This is a genomic window from Microcoleus sp. K5-D4, assembly GCF_036704575.1.
In the GTDB taxonomy this organism is placed as follows: domain Bacteria; phylum Cyanobacteriota; class Cyanobacteriia; order Cyanobacteriales; family Microcoleaceae; genus Microcoleus.
Genome location: NZ_JAUBSD010000087.1, coordinates 15,087 through 33,689 on the forward strand (window position 1 = coordinate 15,087; position 18,603 = coordinate 33,689).

12 protein-coding genes and 1 pseudogene are annotated in these 18,603 nt (G+C 42.8%); 7 read left to right on the forward strand and 6 right to left on the reverse strand.

Going from position 1 to position 18,603, the window contains the following annotated elements; all coding sequences use genetic code 11:
• The first annotated feature begins 183 nt into the window (after positions 1-183).
• The 3 genes from QUA77_RS22885 (at position 184) to QUA77_RS22895 (ending at position 2,608) form a co-directional block, all read left to right on the forward strand.
• Complete coding sequence (locus QUA77_RS22885) at positions 184-1,149, forward strand: M48 family metallopeptidase (protein WP_333452690.1); 966 nt, start codon at positions 184-186, stop codon at positions 1,147-1,149.
• Positions 1,150-1,388: 239 nt separating this feature from the next.
• On the forward strand, positions 1,389-1,814 hold the full coding sequence (locus QUA77_RS22890; RefSeq protein ID WP_333183990.1) for a DUF4359 domain-containing protein: 426 nt from the start codon (positions 1,389-1,391) through the stop codon (positions 1,812-1,814).
• A gap of 227 nt (positions 1,815-2,041) precedes the next feature.
• Complete coding sequence (locus tag QUA77_RS22895) at positions 2,042-2,608, forward strand: TerD family protein (protein ID WP_333452692.1); 567 nt, start codon at positions 2,042-2,044, stop codon at positions 2,606-2,608.
• Positions 2,609-2,773: 165 nt separating this feature from the next.
• Here QUA77_RS22895 and QUA77_RS22900 read toward each other — a convergent pair.
• The 6 genes and pseudogenes from QUA77_RS22900 to QUA77_RS22925 form a co-directional block, all read right to left on the reverse strand.
• Positions 2,774-4,020 (reverse strand): annotated as a pseudogene (locus QUA77_RS22900) (ISL3 family transposase).
• On the reverse strand, positions 3,938-4,159 hold the full coding sequence (locus tag QUA77_RS22905; protein WP_333452704.1) for a hypothetical protein: 222 nt from the start codon (positions 4,157-4,159) through the stop codon (positions 3,938-3,940). The pseudogene QUA77_RS22900 and the gene QUA77_RS22905 overlap by 83 nt, the downstream one beginning before the upstream one ends.
• A gap of 163 nt (positions 4,160-4,322) precedes the next feature.
• Positions 4,323-4,754, reverse strand: coding sequence for a hypothetical protein (locus QUA77_RS22910; protein ID WP_333183992.1), 432 nt, complete (start codon positions 4,752-4,754; stop codon positions 4,323-4,325).
• Between the two features lie 220 nt (positions 4,755-4,974).
• Positions 4,975-10,428 (reverse strand): AAA family ATPase, encoded by a 5,454-nt coding sequence (locus QUA77_RS22915; RefSeq protein ID WP_333452695.1) that lies wholly within the window; start codon positions 10,426-10,428, stop codon positions 4,975-4,977.
• A gap of 114 nt (positions 10,429-10,542) precedes the next feature.
• Entirely contained in the window at positions 10,543-10,719 is a 177-nt protein-coding gene (locus QUA77_RS22920; protein ID WP_333452697.1) for a hypothetical protein, read from the reverse strand.
• A 12-nt stretch (positions 10,720-10,731) separates the two neighbouring features.
• Complete coding sequence (locus QUA77_RS22925; RefSeq protein ID WP_333452698.1) at positions 10,732-13,113, reverse strand: GAF domain-containing protein; 2,382 nt, start codon at positions 13,111-13,113, stop codon at positions 10,732-10,734.
• Positions 13,114-13,651: 538 nt separating this feature from the next.
• Here QUA77_RS22925 and QUA77_RS22930 point away from each other — a divergent pair.
• The 4 genes from QUA77_RS22930 to ffh all read left to right on the forward strand — a co-directional run bounded on the left by QUA77_RS22930 (position 13,652) and on the right by ffh (position 18,019).
• Positions 13,652-14,434 carry a calcium-binding protein gene (locus tag QUA77_RS22930; RefSeq protein ID WP_333452700.1) on the forward strand — a complete coding sequence of 261 codons (783 nt, stop codon included), beginning with the start codon at positions 13,652-13,654 and terminating at the stop codon, positions 14,432-14,434.
• 270 nt (positions 14,435-14,704) lie between these two features.
• Positions 14,705-15,067 carry a S1 family peptidase gene (locus QUA77_RS22935; RefSeq protein ID WP_445302100.1) on the forward strand — a complete coding sequence of 121 codons (363 nt, stop codon included), beginning with the start codon at positions 14,705-14,707 and terminating at the stop codon, positions 15,065-15,067.
• Positions 15,068-15,485: 418 nt separating this feature from the next.
• Positions 15,486-16,421: a DMT family transporter gene (locus QUA77_RS22940; RefSeq protein ID WP_333035133.1), complete on the forward strand. Its 936-nt coding sequence runs from the start codon at positions 15,486-15,488 to the stop codon at positions 16,419-16,421.
• A 149-nt stretch (positions 16,422-16,570) separates the two neighbouring features.
• Positions 16,571-18,019: a signal recognition particle protein gene (ffh, locus tag QUA77_RS22945; protein WP_333035131.1), complete on the forward strand. Its 1,449-nt coding sequence runs from the start codon at positions 16,571-16,573 to the stop codon at positions 18,017-18,019.
• Positions 18,020-18,603: the final 584 nt, after the last annotated feature.

Here is an 18,603-nt window from a genome sequence, read left to right on the forward strand (position 1 = left end):
TGAAAGATGTTTGTCGATCGCGCCTGTACCAGATTCACAATTTTAACGCTAATTTGAACAGGCTTTCCGCCCTGTTCCACAACAGTTCAATATTTGTCGCGGTAATATTGATAAGTCAGGCGCCAGCTAGCACCAGCAGCGATCGGCAATACTGATATCTTAAATGTAATTTTTGCAACAACTATGCCTACTTATACTGGAATTTCTAGCGAAGCATTTCAGCATCCCCTCGATCGCCAAGCTGAGGAAGCGTTACGCAGCGTGCCTGGATTTGACTTAATTGCCAGCAAATTTGTAGAATTTGTCTACGAACGACCGCAATTCGTTTACCTAATGGGAAATAGCATTCAAGTCGGGCCCCGCCAATATGCCAGCATTTATCATATATTTCGGGAGTGCGTGCAGGCTTTAGATATTTTTCCAGAACCGGGTTTGTTTGTTTCTCAGGATCCCTCAGTTAACAGCTATGCCCTGGGAAAAAACCAGCCTTATGTAGTATTAAACACTGGTCTTTTAGACTTGTTGGACGAAGCGGAACTGCGGGTAGTCTTGGCTCACGAGTTGGGACACATTAAATGCGGCCATCCAACTTTAAATCAAATGGCGACGTGGGCGATGAGCGTCGCATCGACAATTGGCGAGATGACTTTCGGTTTGGGAAATATGGTCGGTAGCGGTTTAATTTTCGCTTTTTACGAGTGGCGGCGCAAGGCTGAATTGTCGGCAGATCGGGCGGCTTTGTTGGTAACGGATGACTTGAACAGTGTGATGAAGACGATGATGAAACTTGCGGGAGTTAGCAGTAAATATGCTGACCAATGCAGTTTGCAAGAATTTATCCGCCAGTCTGACAACTATCAAGAGCTCGATCGAGACAATCTCAACCAAGTGTATAAGTTTTTACTTTACAACGGCGGTCAGGGCGTGATGCTGAGTCATCCTTTCCCGGTGGAACGCCTGCGGTATTTGCGAGACTGGGCAAGTTCCGAGGAATACCGCCAAATTAAGCTGGGGAACTACAAGCGGGCTGTAGCTGAGGGTGCGGTTGATGTGAAGTCCCAAGCGCCTAACAGTGAGACGGAGGCTTTGCGCCGTCAGATTGAAGAGTTGCAGCGGGAGATCGATCGGCAAAAATCAAAGCGAAACTAAGTTTAAATTCCTCGTTTCCAGGCTCCTCGTCCCCAGGCACAGCCTAGGAACCAGCCAAATGTTTGTTGAAGATTTACCGGATTTGAGGGAGGGAGAAACGTAAAAGGAAGGTAAACCAGTGAGAGACTTACTCGCAACTGGCCTCCAATCTAAAAACTGTCCCCTCATTTCGGAAATCTGTTTCTGAGGAGGTGTAGTTTAAATCAAGAGAAGCTTATAAATCAACGGGGCTAAAAAAAATGAATATTGATAACGCAATGAATACTAACAAGCCAACTTCTAATTTTTTCGGCAATGTGGGAAAAGTCGCGATGGCTCTGACTCTTCTTGCCGCCGGCATGGCATTTACAAACCCTGGGAGAGACAAATACCTAACTTATGCTTCCGGCGTACTGCAAACCGAGTTGGAAAGCACTGTGTGCAAGGATTCTCGCGTGCCTAAAGCTTTGAGCGGGATTACAGATACTTTGATCGGCAGTTGCAAGAATTTGCTAACTTCGCAGCGGGACACGATCGAAAGTTTGCTAGACAATACAACGCAGCGTCAAAATTTAGGTGTGGTCAGTATTTACACAACTCAATTAGGCAAAAAAAGCTATCCAACGGTTGGAGCTTTTGGGAATTTCGTGACGTTGCCACCTAGTTCTGAAAATGTTCAAAAGTAGAGTCAAATTAAGTTTAAGTGTAGAAACCGGGTTTTGTAGAAAGCCCGGTTTTTGCTTAGGTAATTGTCTCTAAGCAAATCTCAATAAATTCGGATAGCGGCAGCACATATTTTTAGTCAAGATCCCTATTAGAAGCAAAATATTAAGTTTTCTTAAAGAACAAAAGTTATTGCCGCACTTAATATTAACATGAACGCTATAAAGTTTGATGTTTAACAAATAAGCTGATGGCAATGCAATTAAGTAAGGGTGAGAGATTTAATATCTCTAAAGAAGCGCCTGGTTTAAAAAAAATGGCGATCGCCCTCGGTTGGCAGGTGACAGAGGCAGGACAAAGCTACGAGATTGATGTCTCTGCATTTATGCTAGGTGCTGACGGCAAAATACCTAACGATAAATATTTTATCTTTTACAATAATCTGCAATCCGGTGACAGTTCGGTACTGCAAGTGATTCGAGATAAAAACAACCCAAATCAAGAGAATAAGACTATTTACGGCGTTATCTTAGAAAGAGTTAATCCTGACATTGAGGAAATAACTTTTGTTGTGACTATTCACGAAGCAGATAAAAATAGGGCAAATTTTAGCAATATCAAAAATGCTTTTATCAAAGTTTCCAATTTGGATACAAAAAGCGAACTGGTTCGGTATGAATTAAAAGAAAATTTTTCGCGAGAGACTGCGGTAGAATTTGGTCGTTTGTATAGAAAGAATGGAGAGTGGAGATTTCAGGCGGTAGGAGCAGGATATCAGGCAGGATTGCAGAGTTTTGTTGACAAGTATTGCAGCTAAAGTAGTAATAATATTGCTGCAATTCCTCACGAGTTAGCAGCGGGAACGGCTGATGATTTACAGTTTTCGGCTGGGGAGCTGGAGGTGGAGTCAGAACCGGAAGCGGAATAGTCTCGTCTGGAGCTTTTGGTAAATTTGTGGCTCTTCAGTAACTAGTATGCTAAACTAACAGTCAAACTGCCAAGTAGGCAAACATCTAACACGGAAGTTTTCAAAGTTTCTAAACCCGTAAGCAGAACGTTTAATCAACTTGAGCTTATTGTTGATGCCTTCGACAACACCACTCGTAGTCTTATAATCGAAGTAAGCAATAATCTCATCTAGCCAACGAATAATAGTGTTCTGACTATCGGGAAAATATTTTTTAGCTCCTGACAGCCATCTTCCCAGTTTCAACAAACCGACTAACCAATTATTAGCCTGCTCGAAAATCGTTCTAATTTATTCTTTTAATTCATGCATACTTTTGAGAGGAGAAGATACATCTTTAACTTGCACGAGTTTAGCTTTTCGCTCTTGATTTAGATCTGATTCGTTTTTCAATAACACATATTTACTTTTATTCAATCCTTCTAAAACTTTCTCCTGGTCTGCTTTCTCTTCTGACGATTCTGCTTTTTTAATTAAATCTTCTACCTGTCTCTTTTTTCGCTTCCTTTGGGCATCTAATTCCTTATTTATTTGTGCCATTACATGAAATCTGTCGGCGACCACCTGAGCCTTTGGCATCAAGTCAATCACTAGATTTCTGTAACCTTTCCACAAATCTATACTTACTTCTTCTATTTGCTCTAATACCTCTTTACCCCATCCGAGCAGCACTTCCCTAATTTCTTCTTGTTTCCTTCCTGCCAATATCCCACTTAACTTAGACTTCTCTAAATCTATTAATACTGCACAGTAATTTCCTTTTCCTTTTATTACAGCTATTTCATCTATCCCTAATCTGTTCAACTCGCTAGGCTGGGCTTTCAAGTATTCTTTCGATGCGTCTTTTAACATCCTTTCTATTTCTTCTGTTGTCACCACCCCTTTTTTCGCTACGCTGTGGATCTCGTTCTCTAACACTTCTTGGATTATTGCTCTTCCTAGCCGTTTTGTATAGGTTCTTCTTTTTCTGACAAACTCCAACTCTTCACTAAATGGCTTGACACATTTTTCACATTTAAACTGTCGTCTGTTAATTTCTAAAAATACAAAGTTCTCTCCCCAAGGTAAATCTTTGACTAGGTATCTATGATTTTGATGTAATCTATGACTTTTTTTCCCCAACGTGGACAGTTATTTTCCTTACCGATTCCTTCCACCTGTAAAATTATTCCAATCCCTTCATGCTGGCGATGTGAGATTACTTTTATTTCCTCTATATTCAACAGCTTTGTTAAAAAGTTTATCTCCTTTTTCGTTCTCATGGCTGTTCACTCCAGCTAACCCCTCTAGCTTTTGCTGATAGTTAATAATAAATGAGTTCCCTCTGTCAACCCCGGTAATGACTCTACCAACTATTTTTCTAGCCTCATTTGTCTTTCTTTCCTGGCGCGAGCTGTTCATTTAGCATATTAACTACTGAAGAGCCTTAGTTATTTTTCTCATTGTCCGATACCTAGAAAGTAGACGACCTATATTTATCAATTCACTGTTTGGTTATTTTGTCAATGCGTAAGTCCTAATTTCTTAGTCCGCGTCGGCGGACTTCGTTCGTGTAGAAGCGATTTCAATCGCCGAATGACTGATTAAACAAATCAAAAATCTGCTGGCAAAAGTCTTTGAGTTTTTGCGCCGACTCCACCGCAGGTTCGGTTAGGCCGAGAAAATTCCAATTTTCCACAGTAGAAAAGTGCCACTGCTGACCAGTATGATCGTAACCGGCGGCCTCAACGCCGATCGCCCGCCGATATCCTTCCACCGGATCTTGGTAAAATCGGATTTGAATCAAAATGCTGCGGCTTTGCAACAAGCGACTTCTACCGGGAAAATGGAAGCCAATGTCTATCGAATCTGGATCTACAAGTTCTCTGGTATCCTCGTCATTCATCCAAGGTTTCAAATCGACTTTTGCATCCGGGAATTCGGACTTGAATAAATTAACAACCGCAGCAATTTTGCTGGCAACTTCTATATTTTTGGCTTGTTCGGCAGCGTTCACTCGAAAAACTCCTATCAAATACAGTTATTACGTGATTTAGCTAACAATGTAACTGCATACTGCCTGCTTTAAACAGTGAACTGTGGACTATTTGATAGATATTTAGGAGTTGACAAATTTTCCACTATGTGTTAATGACCAGTCATAACATTTGAGAGTTGAGATTGGAGATTAAACAATTGGCAATGACTGATTCCGTAAAAGTGGTGAATAAATTTTATCAAAGCGGCAGGGCGATCGCAAATTCCGTACCTTCTCCCAGCACCGATTCGCAAGTTAGTTTACCGCCGTGGGTTTCTTCGACAATTTGCCGGCTGATAGACAACCCCAAACCAGTACCTTTTCCTACTCCTTTGGTAGTAAATAAATGGTCAAATATTTTTGACTTGACCTCCGATGACATCCCTTGACCGTTATCTTTGATTTTAATCACCACGCTGTTGTTATCCTCCCCGAGATGAGTGATAATGGCGATCGTATTCGGTAAAGCTTCAATTTCAGCGTAAGTGCGACCCTGATTGAATTCGTCAAAACACTCGATCGCATTTGCCAGCAAATTCATAAATACCTGATTCAGTTGCCCAAAATAACATTTAACTGGCGGGATATCTCCGTATTCTTTGATAATCTTAATCGCCGGGCGAGTATCTTTAGCTTTCAGGCGATACTGTAAAATCATCAAAGTGCTGTCGATGCCGTCATGAATATTTGCTGACACTTTATTCGCACTATCAGCGCGGGAAAAAGTCCGCAAAGACGTGCTAATATTGCGGATGCGCTCTGTACCTGATTTCATGGATAAAAGCATTTTCGGCAAATCTTCGATCAAATATTCTAAATCGATCTCCGATGCTTTATCCTGTAATTCATCTCCAGGATTAGGAAATTTTTCTTGGTAAAGTTGTAAGCAATCAATCAAATCTAAGCTCGCCTCAGCAGCAGCATCAAGATTGCCCGCAATAAAACCGAGCGGATTGTTAATTTCGTGAGCAACCCCTGCAATCAAGTTGCCGAGAGCCGACATTTTTTCGCTTTGAATTAGTTGCAGTTGCGCCTGTTGCAGTTCATTGAAAGATTTTTCTAACTGTTGAGATTTTTCTTTCTCGCGCGCGTACAAACCAGCATTTTCTACAGCAATAGCAACTTGAGAAATTAACACTTTGAATACTTCTACTCTCTCTGCTGTAAAAGCTCCTACTGTCAAAGCATTTTCTAAATAAATTATTCCGCGCCGCTGAGATTGATAAATAATCGGCAAACAGAGAATTGATTTTGGTTGATATTTCTGAATGTAGGTATCTACCTTAAAAGGTTCGACGACAGTCGCATTGTCTAAAACCAGATGCTTTTGACTGCGGTGTACATAATTAATCACAGACAGGGGAACATCTTGACGAGTTTCTACGGGAATAGAGGGTAAAAGTGTCACTTTATCCTCCGCAAAACTGCCAGTAGCTTCTATGCAGAGGATATCGTTTTTCAGGAGCAGCAGCACTACTTTTTGAGCCGCCGCATTTTCTAAAATAATTTTGATTAATTTGGTCACCAATTTTTCGAGAACAATTTCACCGTTAATGGCTTGCGCCGACTTAATAAAAGTAGCTAAGTCTAAGAAATCGCCTAAACTACTACTGGTAGTATTTCCAGTGGTTGTGCGAGTGACATCGAGGGTTGGGGTTTGGATTGTGCGCGTCTGTGCTGCTAAGAAAGGATGTGTTGATTCTAAGTGTTTAACTTTAGCTATGGCTCCCCAATGGATATATCCATAATAGGCTTTAGTCAGATATGCTTGAGAAACTATCTCTTTACCCAAAGCTTGATAAAATTCTCCTGCTAATTCATAGGCTAATGCTTCCTCTTGAATGTAACCGTTTTTGGCGGCTCCATCAATTGCGCGATCGTACAATTCCATCGCTTGGCTATTGTGCCCAAAGACTCGCGCTTTCTCCGCTGCTACCAAATCATACTTGTGTTGATAATTCATTGGAGCATCAATAGCCCATTTTTGCATCTTTTTCTGGAGATTTGCCACTTTTTTGATATATTCTTTTTGCTCCTTTTTACCAGCTTGTGGATACAAAGCTAGGAGGCTAAGAGAATAGTATAATTTATTGACAGCGATCACATAAAATCCAGGTGCAACATCTTCATGTTGCTCAAATAATATGGAATTTTCTACGGCTTGGGCATAGTTGCCGAATGTGAAGTTCAGCACTGTCTTGGCATTGTACGCCAAAATAACGAAAAGAAATATTTTATATTCTATTAGAATAGGAAGCGTTTTGAACTCATCAAAACTGTCGCCGACTAAATAGCAGGGATCTGCTGATTTGTCACGCAAATTGAGCGCTATTTGTCTTTCTATACTAATGTAGTCAGAGCAACCTTCTTGTTTATTTTTTTGGAGTAATTTTATATATTTACCTGTCTCCTCTTCAATCAAATCTAGAGACTCTCCTGCCCACATTTTATAAGAGCAATATATACATAAAGAATAACCAGCATATTCCAACTCTCCACTTTCCATGCCGATTTTAAAACCTTCCATGAGATACCCTAATGCTAACTTAAGTTCGGCTTTCTGGGGTGCTATCAAAAAACTAAAGACTTCATAAACTCTACTTTTGATCGAACCGGATGAAAATTTATCTAACAGCTTAATTGCCAGTTGACCGAATTGGTATCCCAAATTAATATCCCCTAGCCCGCACAAAACTACGCCATAATAAACGTAACCAACGCTAGAATAAGGGGAATTGCCATATTTAAGGCACAGCTTAACCATCGTAAATGTTAGAAGCGGTAACAGTTGGGGCTTGATTTGAAAAGCACTGCTGAGAATTCCTGATAAAATTCGCATGGCTGCTTTTTGATTGGGATCGGTCATTTCTGGCAAGTTGGCTAAATCATCAATTCGCCTAATTCCTAAGCTCAGTCTTGTATTAATCGCTCCCGGTACAATATTTATTGATTTGGGATTTTGAGGAAAAACAATGCCTAAGAATTTCAGAACTTCTAGTCCTGTATTTAGTGCTTCTACAAGTTTATTTTGAGCGTTGTAAGACTGGAGTTGAAGCTCATAAGCATTCAGTTTTTCCAGCAAAGCTTGAGATTTTTGCAGTATAATATCAACCAGTTTTTTTGAATATTCATAGTTAATATTTAAGTATTCAGATTCTGCCATTGATTCGTAAATTGCCAATGTTAATTTATACTGGCTTTGCCAACAATCTGTTGGCAATAATTCCATAGCAACCTGCAAATACCTCACAGCAGCCTCGTAAGCATTCGCCAATTTTGCCTTGCGTCCCGCAGTTAAATTTAGTTTAGCTAACTGCGTCTTTTCTGCTGGCTGGCTAATCGTTTCAATTCCCACATTCAATTGATTGACAATATCAAAGATGTTTTCTTCGAGCTTTTCGGCTGGAGTATTATTTAACAGTAATTGACCAATTTTTAAATGGGTGGATTGCTTTTCGTTTTCGGGAATGAGGGAATAGGCGGCTTGCTGGACGCGATCGTGCAAAAATTTGTAACTAACCCGCGAAGTATCTAACTTGAGATTGATTGATTCGGCTCGATCGAAAACTAAAGGAATGCGATAAGCATCGCTCAAGGGCAGAATTAACCCGGATTGCAAAGCTGAATAAAGTTCAGTTGCTGTAGTATTAGCTGACTTTTCGCTAACAAGTGACAGCACATCTAAAGCAAATTTATCTCCCACGCAAGCAGCTAGCTTCAACACTTCTTGCGTGGCTGCGGGCAGCTTTTCAATGCGAGAAGCTACCAGTTCCACCACACTTTTATCGGTGATTCCAATGGCTTGGATTTTATCGATACTCCAATACCAGCCACTTTGGCTTCCCTCATTTGTAATTTGATTAAATTCAAATTGTAAAAGAGAGTCTTGATAAAGTGCTTGGAGTAATTGGGTCAAGAAAAAAGGATTGCCCCCCGTTTTATTCCAGATTAAATCAGCTAGATTTGTTACTTTTTCTGTGCAAGTGTGAAGTGTTTCAGTGACTAATTCAGTCACATTTGCTAAATCCAGCGGTTGCAAGACGATATTGTTGACTATGGTACCAGTTTTTTCAATTTCTTCTACAGTCTGAATTAAGGGGTGGGTCGGACTAACTTCATTGTCTCGATAGGCACCGATTAGCAACAAATATTCCTGGTCAGGGTCAGTTATCAGTATTTGCATCAACTTTAATGTTGCTGAATCTGCCCACTGCAAATCGTCTAAAAAGATAACTAGGGGGTGTTCTTTTTGGGCAAAAACACGAATAAATTCTTTGAATACCCGATTGAATCGATTTTGGGATTCTACAGGGGCGAGTTCTGGGACTTCTGCCTGTTTGCCGATGATTAATTCAACTTTGGGAATTACGTCGGCAATTACTTGGCCGTCTGTTCCTAATGCTGTTAAAATTTTAGTGCGCCATATTTCTAATGAAAGTGCACTTTCTGTTAGTAATTGCCGCAGCAAGGAGTTAAATGCTTGGATTAATGAGGCATAAGGAATGTTGCGTTTTAATTGGTCAAATTTGCCGCTGATAAAGTAACCTTTTGACCTGGTAATTGGTTTGCTAACTTCGTTGACAACGGCTGATTTACCGATGCCTGAGTAGCCTGAGACTAGCATTAATTCGCTGCTTCCGGATGGGGGCGGGTTTGGTTCTAAGGTTGCTGGTTTTTCTAACAAATTGTTGGCTAAACCCCCTCTTACACGTTCAAATGCTGCTAGCAATTCATTAACCTGATTTTCCCTACCGTACAATTTTTGGGGGATTAACAATTGGCTGAGAATATCTAAGCGTCCGGGGATGAAGTCGGCAATTTGTCCGGTGGTTTGTAACTGATGCAAAGAAGTTTCTAAGTCTGCTAACAATCCGGCCGCACTTTGATATCTATCTTCGGCATTTTTTGCCATCAATTTCATCACTATCTCAGAGAGGGCGACAGGTATTTCTGAATTGATTTGATGGGGATATATTGGTTGAACTGCGATGTGGCTGTAAACTATTTCTAATGGGTCGTTGCTGCGGAAAGGTAATTTTCCAGTCAGCATTTCATATAATGTGATGCCAAGGGAATAAAAGTCTGTGCGGTAGTCGAGGGTGCGGTTCATTCTCCCGGTTTGTTCGGGTGAAATATAGGCTAAGGTGCCTTCGACTGAGTTGGGATTGTTAAATTGTGGATTTTCTTTGTTGAGTTTTGTAGCAATGCCGAAGTCGGTGAGTTTTACTTGTTTTGTTTGCGAGTTAATTATGATGTTGCTGGGTTTAATGTCTTTGTGAATAATGTGCTGAAAATGCAGGTATTGTAAGGCTTTGACTATTTGGATGGCGATGTTTAAATTTGCTTGCAGGCTCAAGGTTTCTCTTTCCAACAGTTTGGCGAGGGATTCGCCGCCCAAGTCTTCTAAAACGATTCCTAATCGGTGGTCAAATGTTTCGATACTGATAGCTTTGACGATGTGTTCGCTGTCTAAATTTTGGCTGATTTGATATTCGTGTTTGAGCCTGGTAATGGCTTCAAGGGAGGGATATTCGGCTTTGAGAACTTTCAAAATTACTGGGGGCGCATCTGTCGGTATTTGTCCGCGATAGATTATTGTTTCTACCCCTTCGTGCAGAGTAGAAGTTATTTGGTATTTTGATAAAGTTAACATTACTTAAGTTATAAATTACAGGAGCCGAGCATCATTAGATTAACACTACTTAATCTTAATTTTGTGTGATTCAGATCATGTATTTTGCGATTTCCCAATCACACGGAATATACACTAACTAAAAATGTGGGCTGGGTCGTTGGTGTCAACAAACATCTTAAATGTAATCTCGGTCTTGTGTTTGAGTCCCGAATGCTTTCGCTGCACCGTTTTTCTGGGAGATGGGAGCGATCGCACTGGGCCTATAACAGCAGAAGATGGGAGCGATCGCACTGGGCCTAAAACAGGCAATTGAACGGGTTCTCAATCGCTGACTACCGTAACTTCACAGATAGTAGCAATAGATTCCGGTTCAGGTAAAATACGCACGCGGGCGAATTTTAAACCGCTGACTCCTTGCAGTGATTCTACCATGCCGGTCTGAACTTTTGGCTCTACCCAACCTTCGCGAGACAAGTAACGCAAGTATTGTTGGTACTCTTCCCATTCGTCTTCGGTTGAATAAACTACCGTTAACATTCCTGGCTGGGTAATTCGCTCTTGTGCGTCTTTGTCAACGGCTTTTTCGATCCGCTTTTTGACAAGTTCGTAGCGGATGTCGCGAGTGCCTTTGACATCAAACATTTTTTCGGTGTTTTCGTTGTGAAAAATGTCGATCGTCGTATTCTGTACTAATACTAAATGTGCGAGTTCCATGTTAATTTGAGACTCGGCTTGCAGGCGAAAAACTGTGCGGCCGCAGTCGCAAATTGCTCGCAGTTGTTCGTACCGCAAACTGTGTAGGTGAAACTGGCTGAATGTGGGGTCGATCGATTTTCCTACATAAATCATGTGATCGATGCCGTCGGTGCATTCGATGTCGCAGTAGTGGGGCAAAATTTGCTGCATTTTTTCTTGCCAGCGGGCCCAGGTTTCTTGGAGTTTGGTGCTGATTAGGTTCAGCATTTGGTCGTAGCGGTTGCGATCGCTGTAAACGCAGTTATGTTCGTTGTCACAGGCTGCTTGGTAAGCTTCAACGGCTGCCTGAACCTTGGGCCCGCACTGCACAAAATAGTCAAAATATACTTCTAAATGCTCGTTTAAATACTCGGCTGCTCGCACCTCCATATCGACTGTTACTTTTTGTTTTAAATGCTGGATGTAGTCGAGCAAGTCGAGCCGCAGTTGCTCGCCGAGGTGGGTAGTTTGTGTTTGGCAAACAGCATCAGCTATGACTAAACCTAAGCGAAATTGTTCGAGCAAATCAGTTTGAATGGCTCGGTTTCTTTCATCGCTAGAACCGCGAATGTCCGAAATTCCGTACAGCGGATGAACGTCAGCAAATACGATTGTTTCTGGAGGTAGTCCCCAACTTCGCCTTTCTGCTTCTTGGGCGAACCGCCACTCGACTGCGGGGTGGATATTGTGAATGTGGGTAAACCGCTCCTGGATAGCTTGCCGCAGGGCTGCAATGAAAGCGGGAATGAGTTCTTGGGCGTGTTGAGCGTCAATGCCGTTGAAGTGGTTTGGCCGATCGCACAACAGCCCCACAACACCCAAAATCCGCTGCCCGCACCCCTCGCGGGTGACGGATTTGACTACCAGGGGTACTAGCAGCATCGATCGAGTTCCCATTCTCCGCAAAGTTCGATCGCACTCTGTTTCGCACTCCCTACGCAAGTCTGGCACGTTCCAAACTTGATTTGCTGCTGTGGCCTTCAAAAAGTGAGAAGCTTCTAGGGAGTGCATTGAATAAAGAATCGGCTGCAAATTTTGGCCGTCTTTTGCAACTAATAGCTGTACCTGATCGCCGTCTGGTCGCAGCAACAAAGTGCCGTCAGCATTGAAGAGCGATCGCAAACACCGATCGATTCTCTCAAATTTGTCTGGCCGCAGCATCGAATCTTGATCGATCAATAACTGAGTCAGCCGCCGAATTTGCTCCTGCACCGTGACATCAAAACCTTCTAGCAGCAACAAACCTTCTACGCGGTAATTATCCAACTGCAATCGATCGGCTAAATTTTCCAGTTGATTCGGCTGCATCAGCCAAGCTTCCCGTTCTGCAACAGGCATTAATCTTAAAGAAACATCCCCAAATTCATCTATTTTTGAGTCAATTCGAGTAATTTTTAACTGTTCCGAACCCAGCCAAAATTCAATGAATCTCGCTTCTCGGTGTTTGGGGTTTTTTACACTCGCCGTGACAGGTTGGTCTAGCACCCGCAAACCGTCAATGTCAATTTGATAATATTGCTTAAATACCCAGTGCAAAAGGTGGCGACGGTACAATTGTTCTGCTGTTCTGCCGCCCCAATCCTCCAACAGTTCCAGCAGAGTGATGTCGGTTTCTGCAAACCCACCGTTGGTAAATTGAGTTGCCAAGGGCGTTTCCTCCCAACCGGCCAAGCGACAAAATGCCGCGTTAGCGTAACGCAGGGCAAAAGTTCCCGGTTGCATTACTGCGATTAAAACGTGGCGATCGCCGAGAAATTGAAACAATCGCTGTAAATCTTGTTTCCACGTTTTCAACGGTTCGATTTCAGAAGATTGACTGGGTACTTTGCCCGCCAAAGCTTCCAGTAGCTGTTCTATACTTGGTTCGCTGGGCAGATTGTTACTGTCTTGCTTTGTTGGAACGATATCTGTCGCTGGCGATTTTACAGAGTTGTTGTTTTGATGGGAAGACGATTTAGGAGTAGACATGAGTAAAACACCTGAAAGCAGTGGATTTTGCCAAAAAATGTCAGCGATCGGCGATTATGGCTTTGTAAAGAGCTTAAATCCTGTGTGTAAAGTTTGTGTGTGGGTATCGGAAACTGGGTTTTTTCTCGGACGATGGGCCCAGGGACTTTTACTTTTATTCACAAACAACCTCTCAGTCTCGACGTTATAGGTGATATTAACGTGTTTACCGCCTGGGGGGTAACACCCATTATAAGCGGTAGGCAGTAGCGGATAGTGTCAGCAACTAATGCTATTTGACTCTGATGCGAGATATATAGCAGGTTTGGGTTGAATGAAGCACAGCCCTGGTAATTGGGAATTGGGAATTGGGAATTGATAACTTATACGTTGGCGTAGGCGAAGTATTGGTAATTGTAGTTGACTATAGACCAGCAGGTTGCTTGTCATTAATTGAGGAAATAAAAGTTGCGACTAAAATCCAAACTTCCTTGCTATTTGGCAAGGGAATAATTAAAATGTATAATACAGCTAACAGGATTTTTAAAAGGACATAGTTATGGCTTTAACGGTTAACAATCTTATCAGCGATGTGGCGGGATTTCCTGTATTTGCTGGCGGCGGGCCACGTCTTTTGGCATTCGCTACACCCGATGAGATTAACGTAGGGAATGGAAATTTGTCGTCTTTTCCCTGGGGAGTTTGGGGACTTGATGGCAACGATACTATAGGAGGTTCATCGGATTCCAACGAACGTCTGTTAGGAAATAATGGCAATGATATTATCGCTGGTGGCGGCGGAAATGACATAATTTACGGCGGGAAAGAGGACGATCGCCTGGATGGAAATGATGGCAACGACGTAGTTAGGGGCGACGCCGGAAATGACCTTATCTTTGGAGGGTTCGGGAACGATATCCTGCGGGGAGGGCAAGGAGACGACGATTTAGACGGCAATGAGGGCAACGATTTCTTAGCAGGCGATCGGGGAGTTGACGTGCTCACCGGAGGCATCGGTGCTGACATATTCGTGCTCAGAAGCAACGATGAAGCATTTGGTATAGATGGAGCAGATGTCGTTACCGATTTTAATTTTGACGAGGGCGATCACATCGGTTTGACGGACGGTTTAACAGAACTAGACCTTTTCTTTGAAGACGACAATTTGATTGCTTACGATAATGATGGAATTATCAACGACATGGTGATTGAAAACATAATTACCGGACAGATTGTGGGGATAGTTTTAGACACGGACAACTTTGAACTTGTCGGTGCATTTGAACAGGCAAGTCCGTTTGCTTTGGCAGTTAACGGTTCTCAATTCCAGTTTTTGGCTTAGGTTATTTGTAGGAAATTAGACGGGCTAGAGAGCGAGTTCCGGGTAGGGGACACGGCAATTTTGCGTCGGACACGGCAGTGCCGTGTCCCTACCGATAGCGGAAAATCTATCTCTAAGCAACTGTACTTTGCAGAAGTCTTAAAACAGTAATAGTTGTTTGTGCACAACCACCAGTTTTGACTATATCTTCGCCATAAATTGCAAAATTAGCTGAATCTGTCACCGGTTTAAATTGATCAAAAAACAAGCGGTGGCGGGTCGCGATTTATTATTACCAAACAAGGCCCGACTTACACGGTTTTGACAGCTAATCACGTTGTTGCCGCTCCGGATACCTATACGATTCGCACTTCTACAGGAAAAGACTATCAAGTAACCCGTAGTGTACTATTGCAGAAAGGCCAGAATGCTCCTGATTTAGCAGTCGTAACATTTAAGAGCACTAAATATTATCCAGTTGTAACTTTAGGCGATTCTGAACAAGCGACAGTTGGTACACCAATTTTTGTGTTTGGCTATCCAGGTTTTCCGGCTAGCATAACAAACCAAACTGAACGCAATTTTGAATTTTCATCAGGCTTTGATATGAATCGGGCGCTGAGCCTGTGCCACTTGTGCGTCAACAGTCGCTAGAGTAAAAGACAACATCCCATGGAGCAACAAACCTCTGCACCAATGGACTCGCTTCATAAAAATATCCTGCTAATACCTTAATAAACTAATATAAAGGATGAGCTATGTAGGAAAAATCCTAACTTTAGACAGATGACAAATAGGACTTACGCACAGCCTTGGACGCACTGCAACCAAAGAAAGCGGGTTTTTTATGGAATATGCAGGCTGTAACGAAGTATTTTGGTAAAAAAAACCACTTTCTGGGTTCTCATGCGTTAGTCCTAATTGTACGAAATCTCAGGTATTATGAATGCCCTAAACTCCAGCTTGTTCCTAATCTAGGGATATTGCCGAAGTTTTAACACTGGCAGATGAGCTAGGTATACTGGAGGTTGATCGAATACCGATCGAGTTCCAAACGATATCATCAATGATAATGAAGAATAATAAAAATTATAAAAATAGCGAGGAATTAGGTAAATCACAGCCTAAATATCTCATACTAATCGGTTATTTGTTAGCATTAGTTGCTACTTTAATATGGGCTGGTAACTTCATTGTTGCCAGAGCTTTTAATCAAGATATTCTACCTGTAGGACTAGCCTTTTTGCGATGGACGATAGCTGTTGTAACTCTGACACCATTCGCCATTAAAACGACAGTCGCCGACTGGAAATTGGTACAAAAACATCTGCTATACTTGGCTGTATCGGGTTTTTTAGGCGTGACTGCTTTTAACACATTAATCTATATTGCAGGTCACACAACACAGGCCACAAACTTGTCATTAATCGCTGCTTCTTCCCCTATTTTTATCGTACTAATGTCTAGAATTTTTTATGGAGAAATTATTTTTTTGACGCGGTTCGCGGGAATTGCGATCACCGTCAGCGGTGTTATACTTTTGCTCGCAGGAGGTTCTTTAGAAAAATTACTCAATATTTCTTTCGCCATTGGCGATATTTATATGCTATTGGCGGCCATAATCTTCGCTGGCTACACCATGTTAGTCAAACGCAAGCCATCGACCATGCACATCACAACCTTTAGCTTATGTACTTTTAGTTTAGGGCTATTATTTTTAGTACCCTTATATGCCCTTGAATGTTGGATTTATCATCCTGTTGTCTTTAATCCAGCCATCGTGAGGGCATTGCTCTACGTTGGAGTGCTTTCTTCAGTAGTGGCTTATCTCGCATGGAATCAGGCGATCGCCCTAATTGGCCCTTCCCGCACAGCTTTAATTTACTACATGATTCCAGTCTTTAGCGGTCTTGGTGCGTGGCTTATCCTCAATGAACCGATCGCCTTAGTTCATCTCTTTAGTACGTTGTTAATCATCGCAGGCATTATTATCACTAATAGACAGTAACTATATAACAAAAGATCCCAACTCATAGCGCGTTAATCCGCGAGCATCAGCGGTTAAAAAATAAAAACATCCAACTTTTCCCAAAACTTGCATCCAAACAGCCCCATTTAGCCCTAAAATAAAAAAGACTGACTAGCCAACAATGCCCTATGTTTGAAGCCCTTGCCGATCGACTCGAATCCACCTGGAAAAAACTGCGCGGACAGAATAAAATCTCCGAGTCTAACATCCAAGACGCCCTCAAAGAAGTCCGTCGCGCCCTCCTGGAAGCCGATGTCAACCTCCAAGTCGTCAAAAACTTCATCGGAGAGGTAGCAGCCAAAGCACAAGGAGCAGAAGTAGTTTCAGGCGTCCGTCCCGACCAACAATTCATCAAAATCGTTCACGACGAACTCGTGCGCGTCATGGGGGAAACCAACGTACCCCTCGCCACCGCCGAATCCGGGCCCACAGTGATCCTGATGGCCGGTTTGCAAGGAACCGGGAAAACCACAGCTACCGCCAAACTAGCACTGCACCTCCGCAAACAAAATCGTACCGCACTGCTAGTCGCAACCGACATTTATCGACCAGCCGCGATCGACCAATTGCTGACCCTCGGCAAACAAATCGACGTACCCGTATTTGAATTAGGCAAAGACATTGACCCCGTAGAAATTGCCCGCCAAGGCATCGAACACGGCAAACAAATTGGCATTGATACCATCATCGTCGATACCGCAGGCCGCCTGCAAATCGACCAAGACATGATGGCAGAATTGGGCCGCATCAAACAAACAGTACAACCCCACGAAACACTGTTAGTTGTTGATGCCATGACCGGCCAAGAAGCAGCCAATTTAACCCGCACTTTTCATGAACAAATCGGCATTACCGGCGCAATCTTAACCAAATTAGACGGCGACAGCCGCGGCGGTGCAGCCTTGTCAGTGCGGCAAATATCCGGCGCGCCGATTAAATTTGTCGGAGTTGGCGAAAAAGTGGAAGCATTGCAACCATTTTATCCCGATCGCATGGCATCGAGAATACTAGGCATGGGCGATGTCTTGACCCTCGTAGAAAAAGCGCAAGAAGAATTCGACATCGCCGATGCCGAAAAAATGCAAGAGAAAATGCTCACGGCAAAGTTTGACTTTACCGACTTTCTCAAACAAACCAGACTGTTAAAAAATATGGGTTCCCTCGGCGGCATCATGAAAATGATTCCGGGGATGAACAAACTCTCAGACGAACAAATGCGGCAGGGAGAAGTGCAGCTAAAACGCACCGAAGCCATGATCAATTCGATGACAGTTGAAGAACGCCGCAATCCCGAACTTTTAGCAAGTTCTCCATCCCGCCGCCGCCGCATCGGCAAAGGCGCAGGCTACGCTGAAAACGACGTAACTAAGCTGGTGAGCGATTTCCAGAAAATGCGTACAATGATGCAGCAAATGAGTCAAGGCAACTTTACAGGAATGGGAGGATTGCCGGGAATGCCCGGAATGCCCGGAATGGGTGGCCCCGGAATGCAGCCCGGTTCCCGTGGCTATATGGGTGCCCAGCAGAAGAAGAAAAAGAAAAAAGATAAGCCAAAAAAAGGTTTCGGACAGTTGTAAAAAGTGGTGGCTGGTTTCACTAAATAATTGGCTACCACCGATAATCTCGTAAACCAGCCCCCGTCCCAATATTCCTTTATTACTATTGGTCGAAAATGTAATAACTATTAAACTTTAACTCTTTTCTTGTTGCCACTTTATACGTGAAAAAGCCTGTAATTAGGGCTTGCTGAAAAAAGGGAAAAAAGTGAGGGGGATTGGATGGGCGAGCAGTAGGTGGGTGGTAAGCGTGCAGGAAAAACCGGTAAAATAGTTCAAAACCCGTGCATTATCGTTGGCTCCCGTCTACCGAAAAGTTGAACCCACCCCAAGCTCAGCCCAAGACTTTAAGCTGCTCTTGGAAGGAAAGTTGGCAGCGACTAATCGTTGGGTGCAGCTAGCCGAACTAATACCGTGGTCGTAATTTGAATCAGAAGATGCCCAAAATTTCGTGGCAGAAGTGGGACCTCCCGCTCTCATCATTTCGGCTGGCGTTATACCACTTTCCTAAAGTTTTGCTACAGATAATAGACCTCTTGCAAAATAATTTTATGCTATAATGAAGGGTTTGGCTGAAGTGGAGCAGATTGCAGGTTATAGCTAAT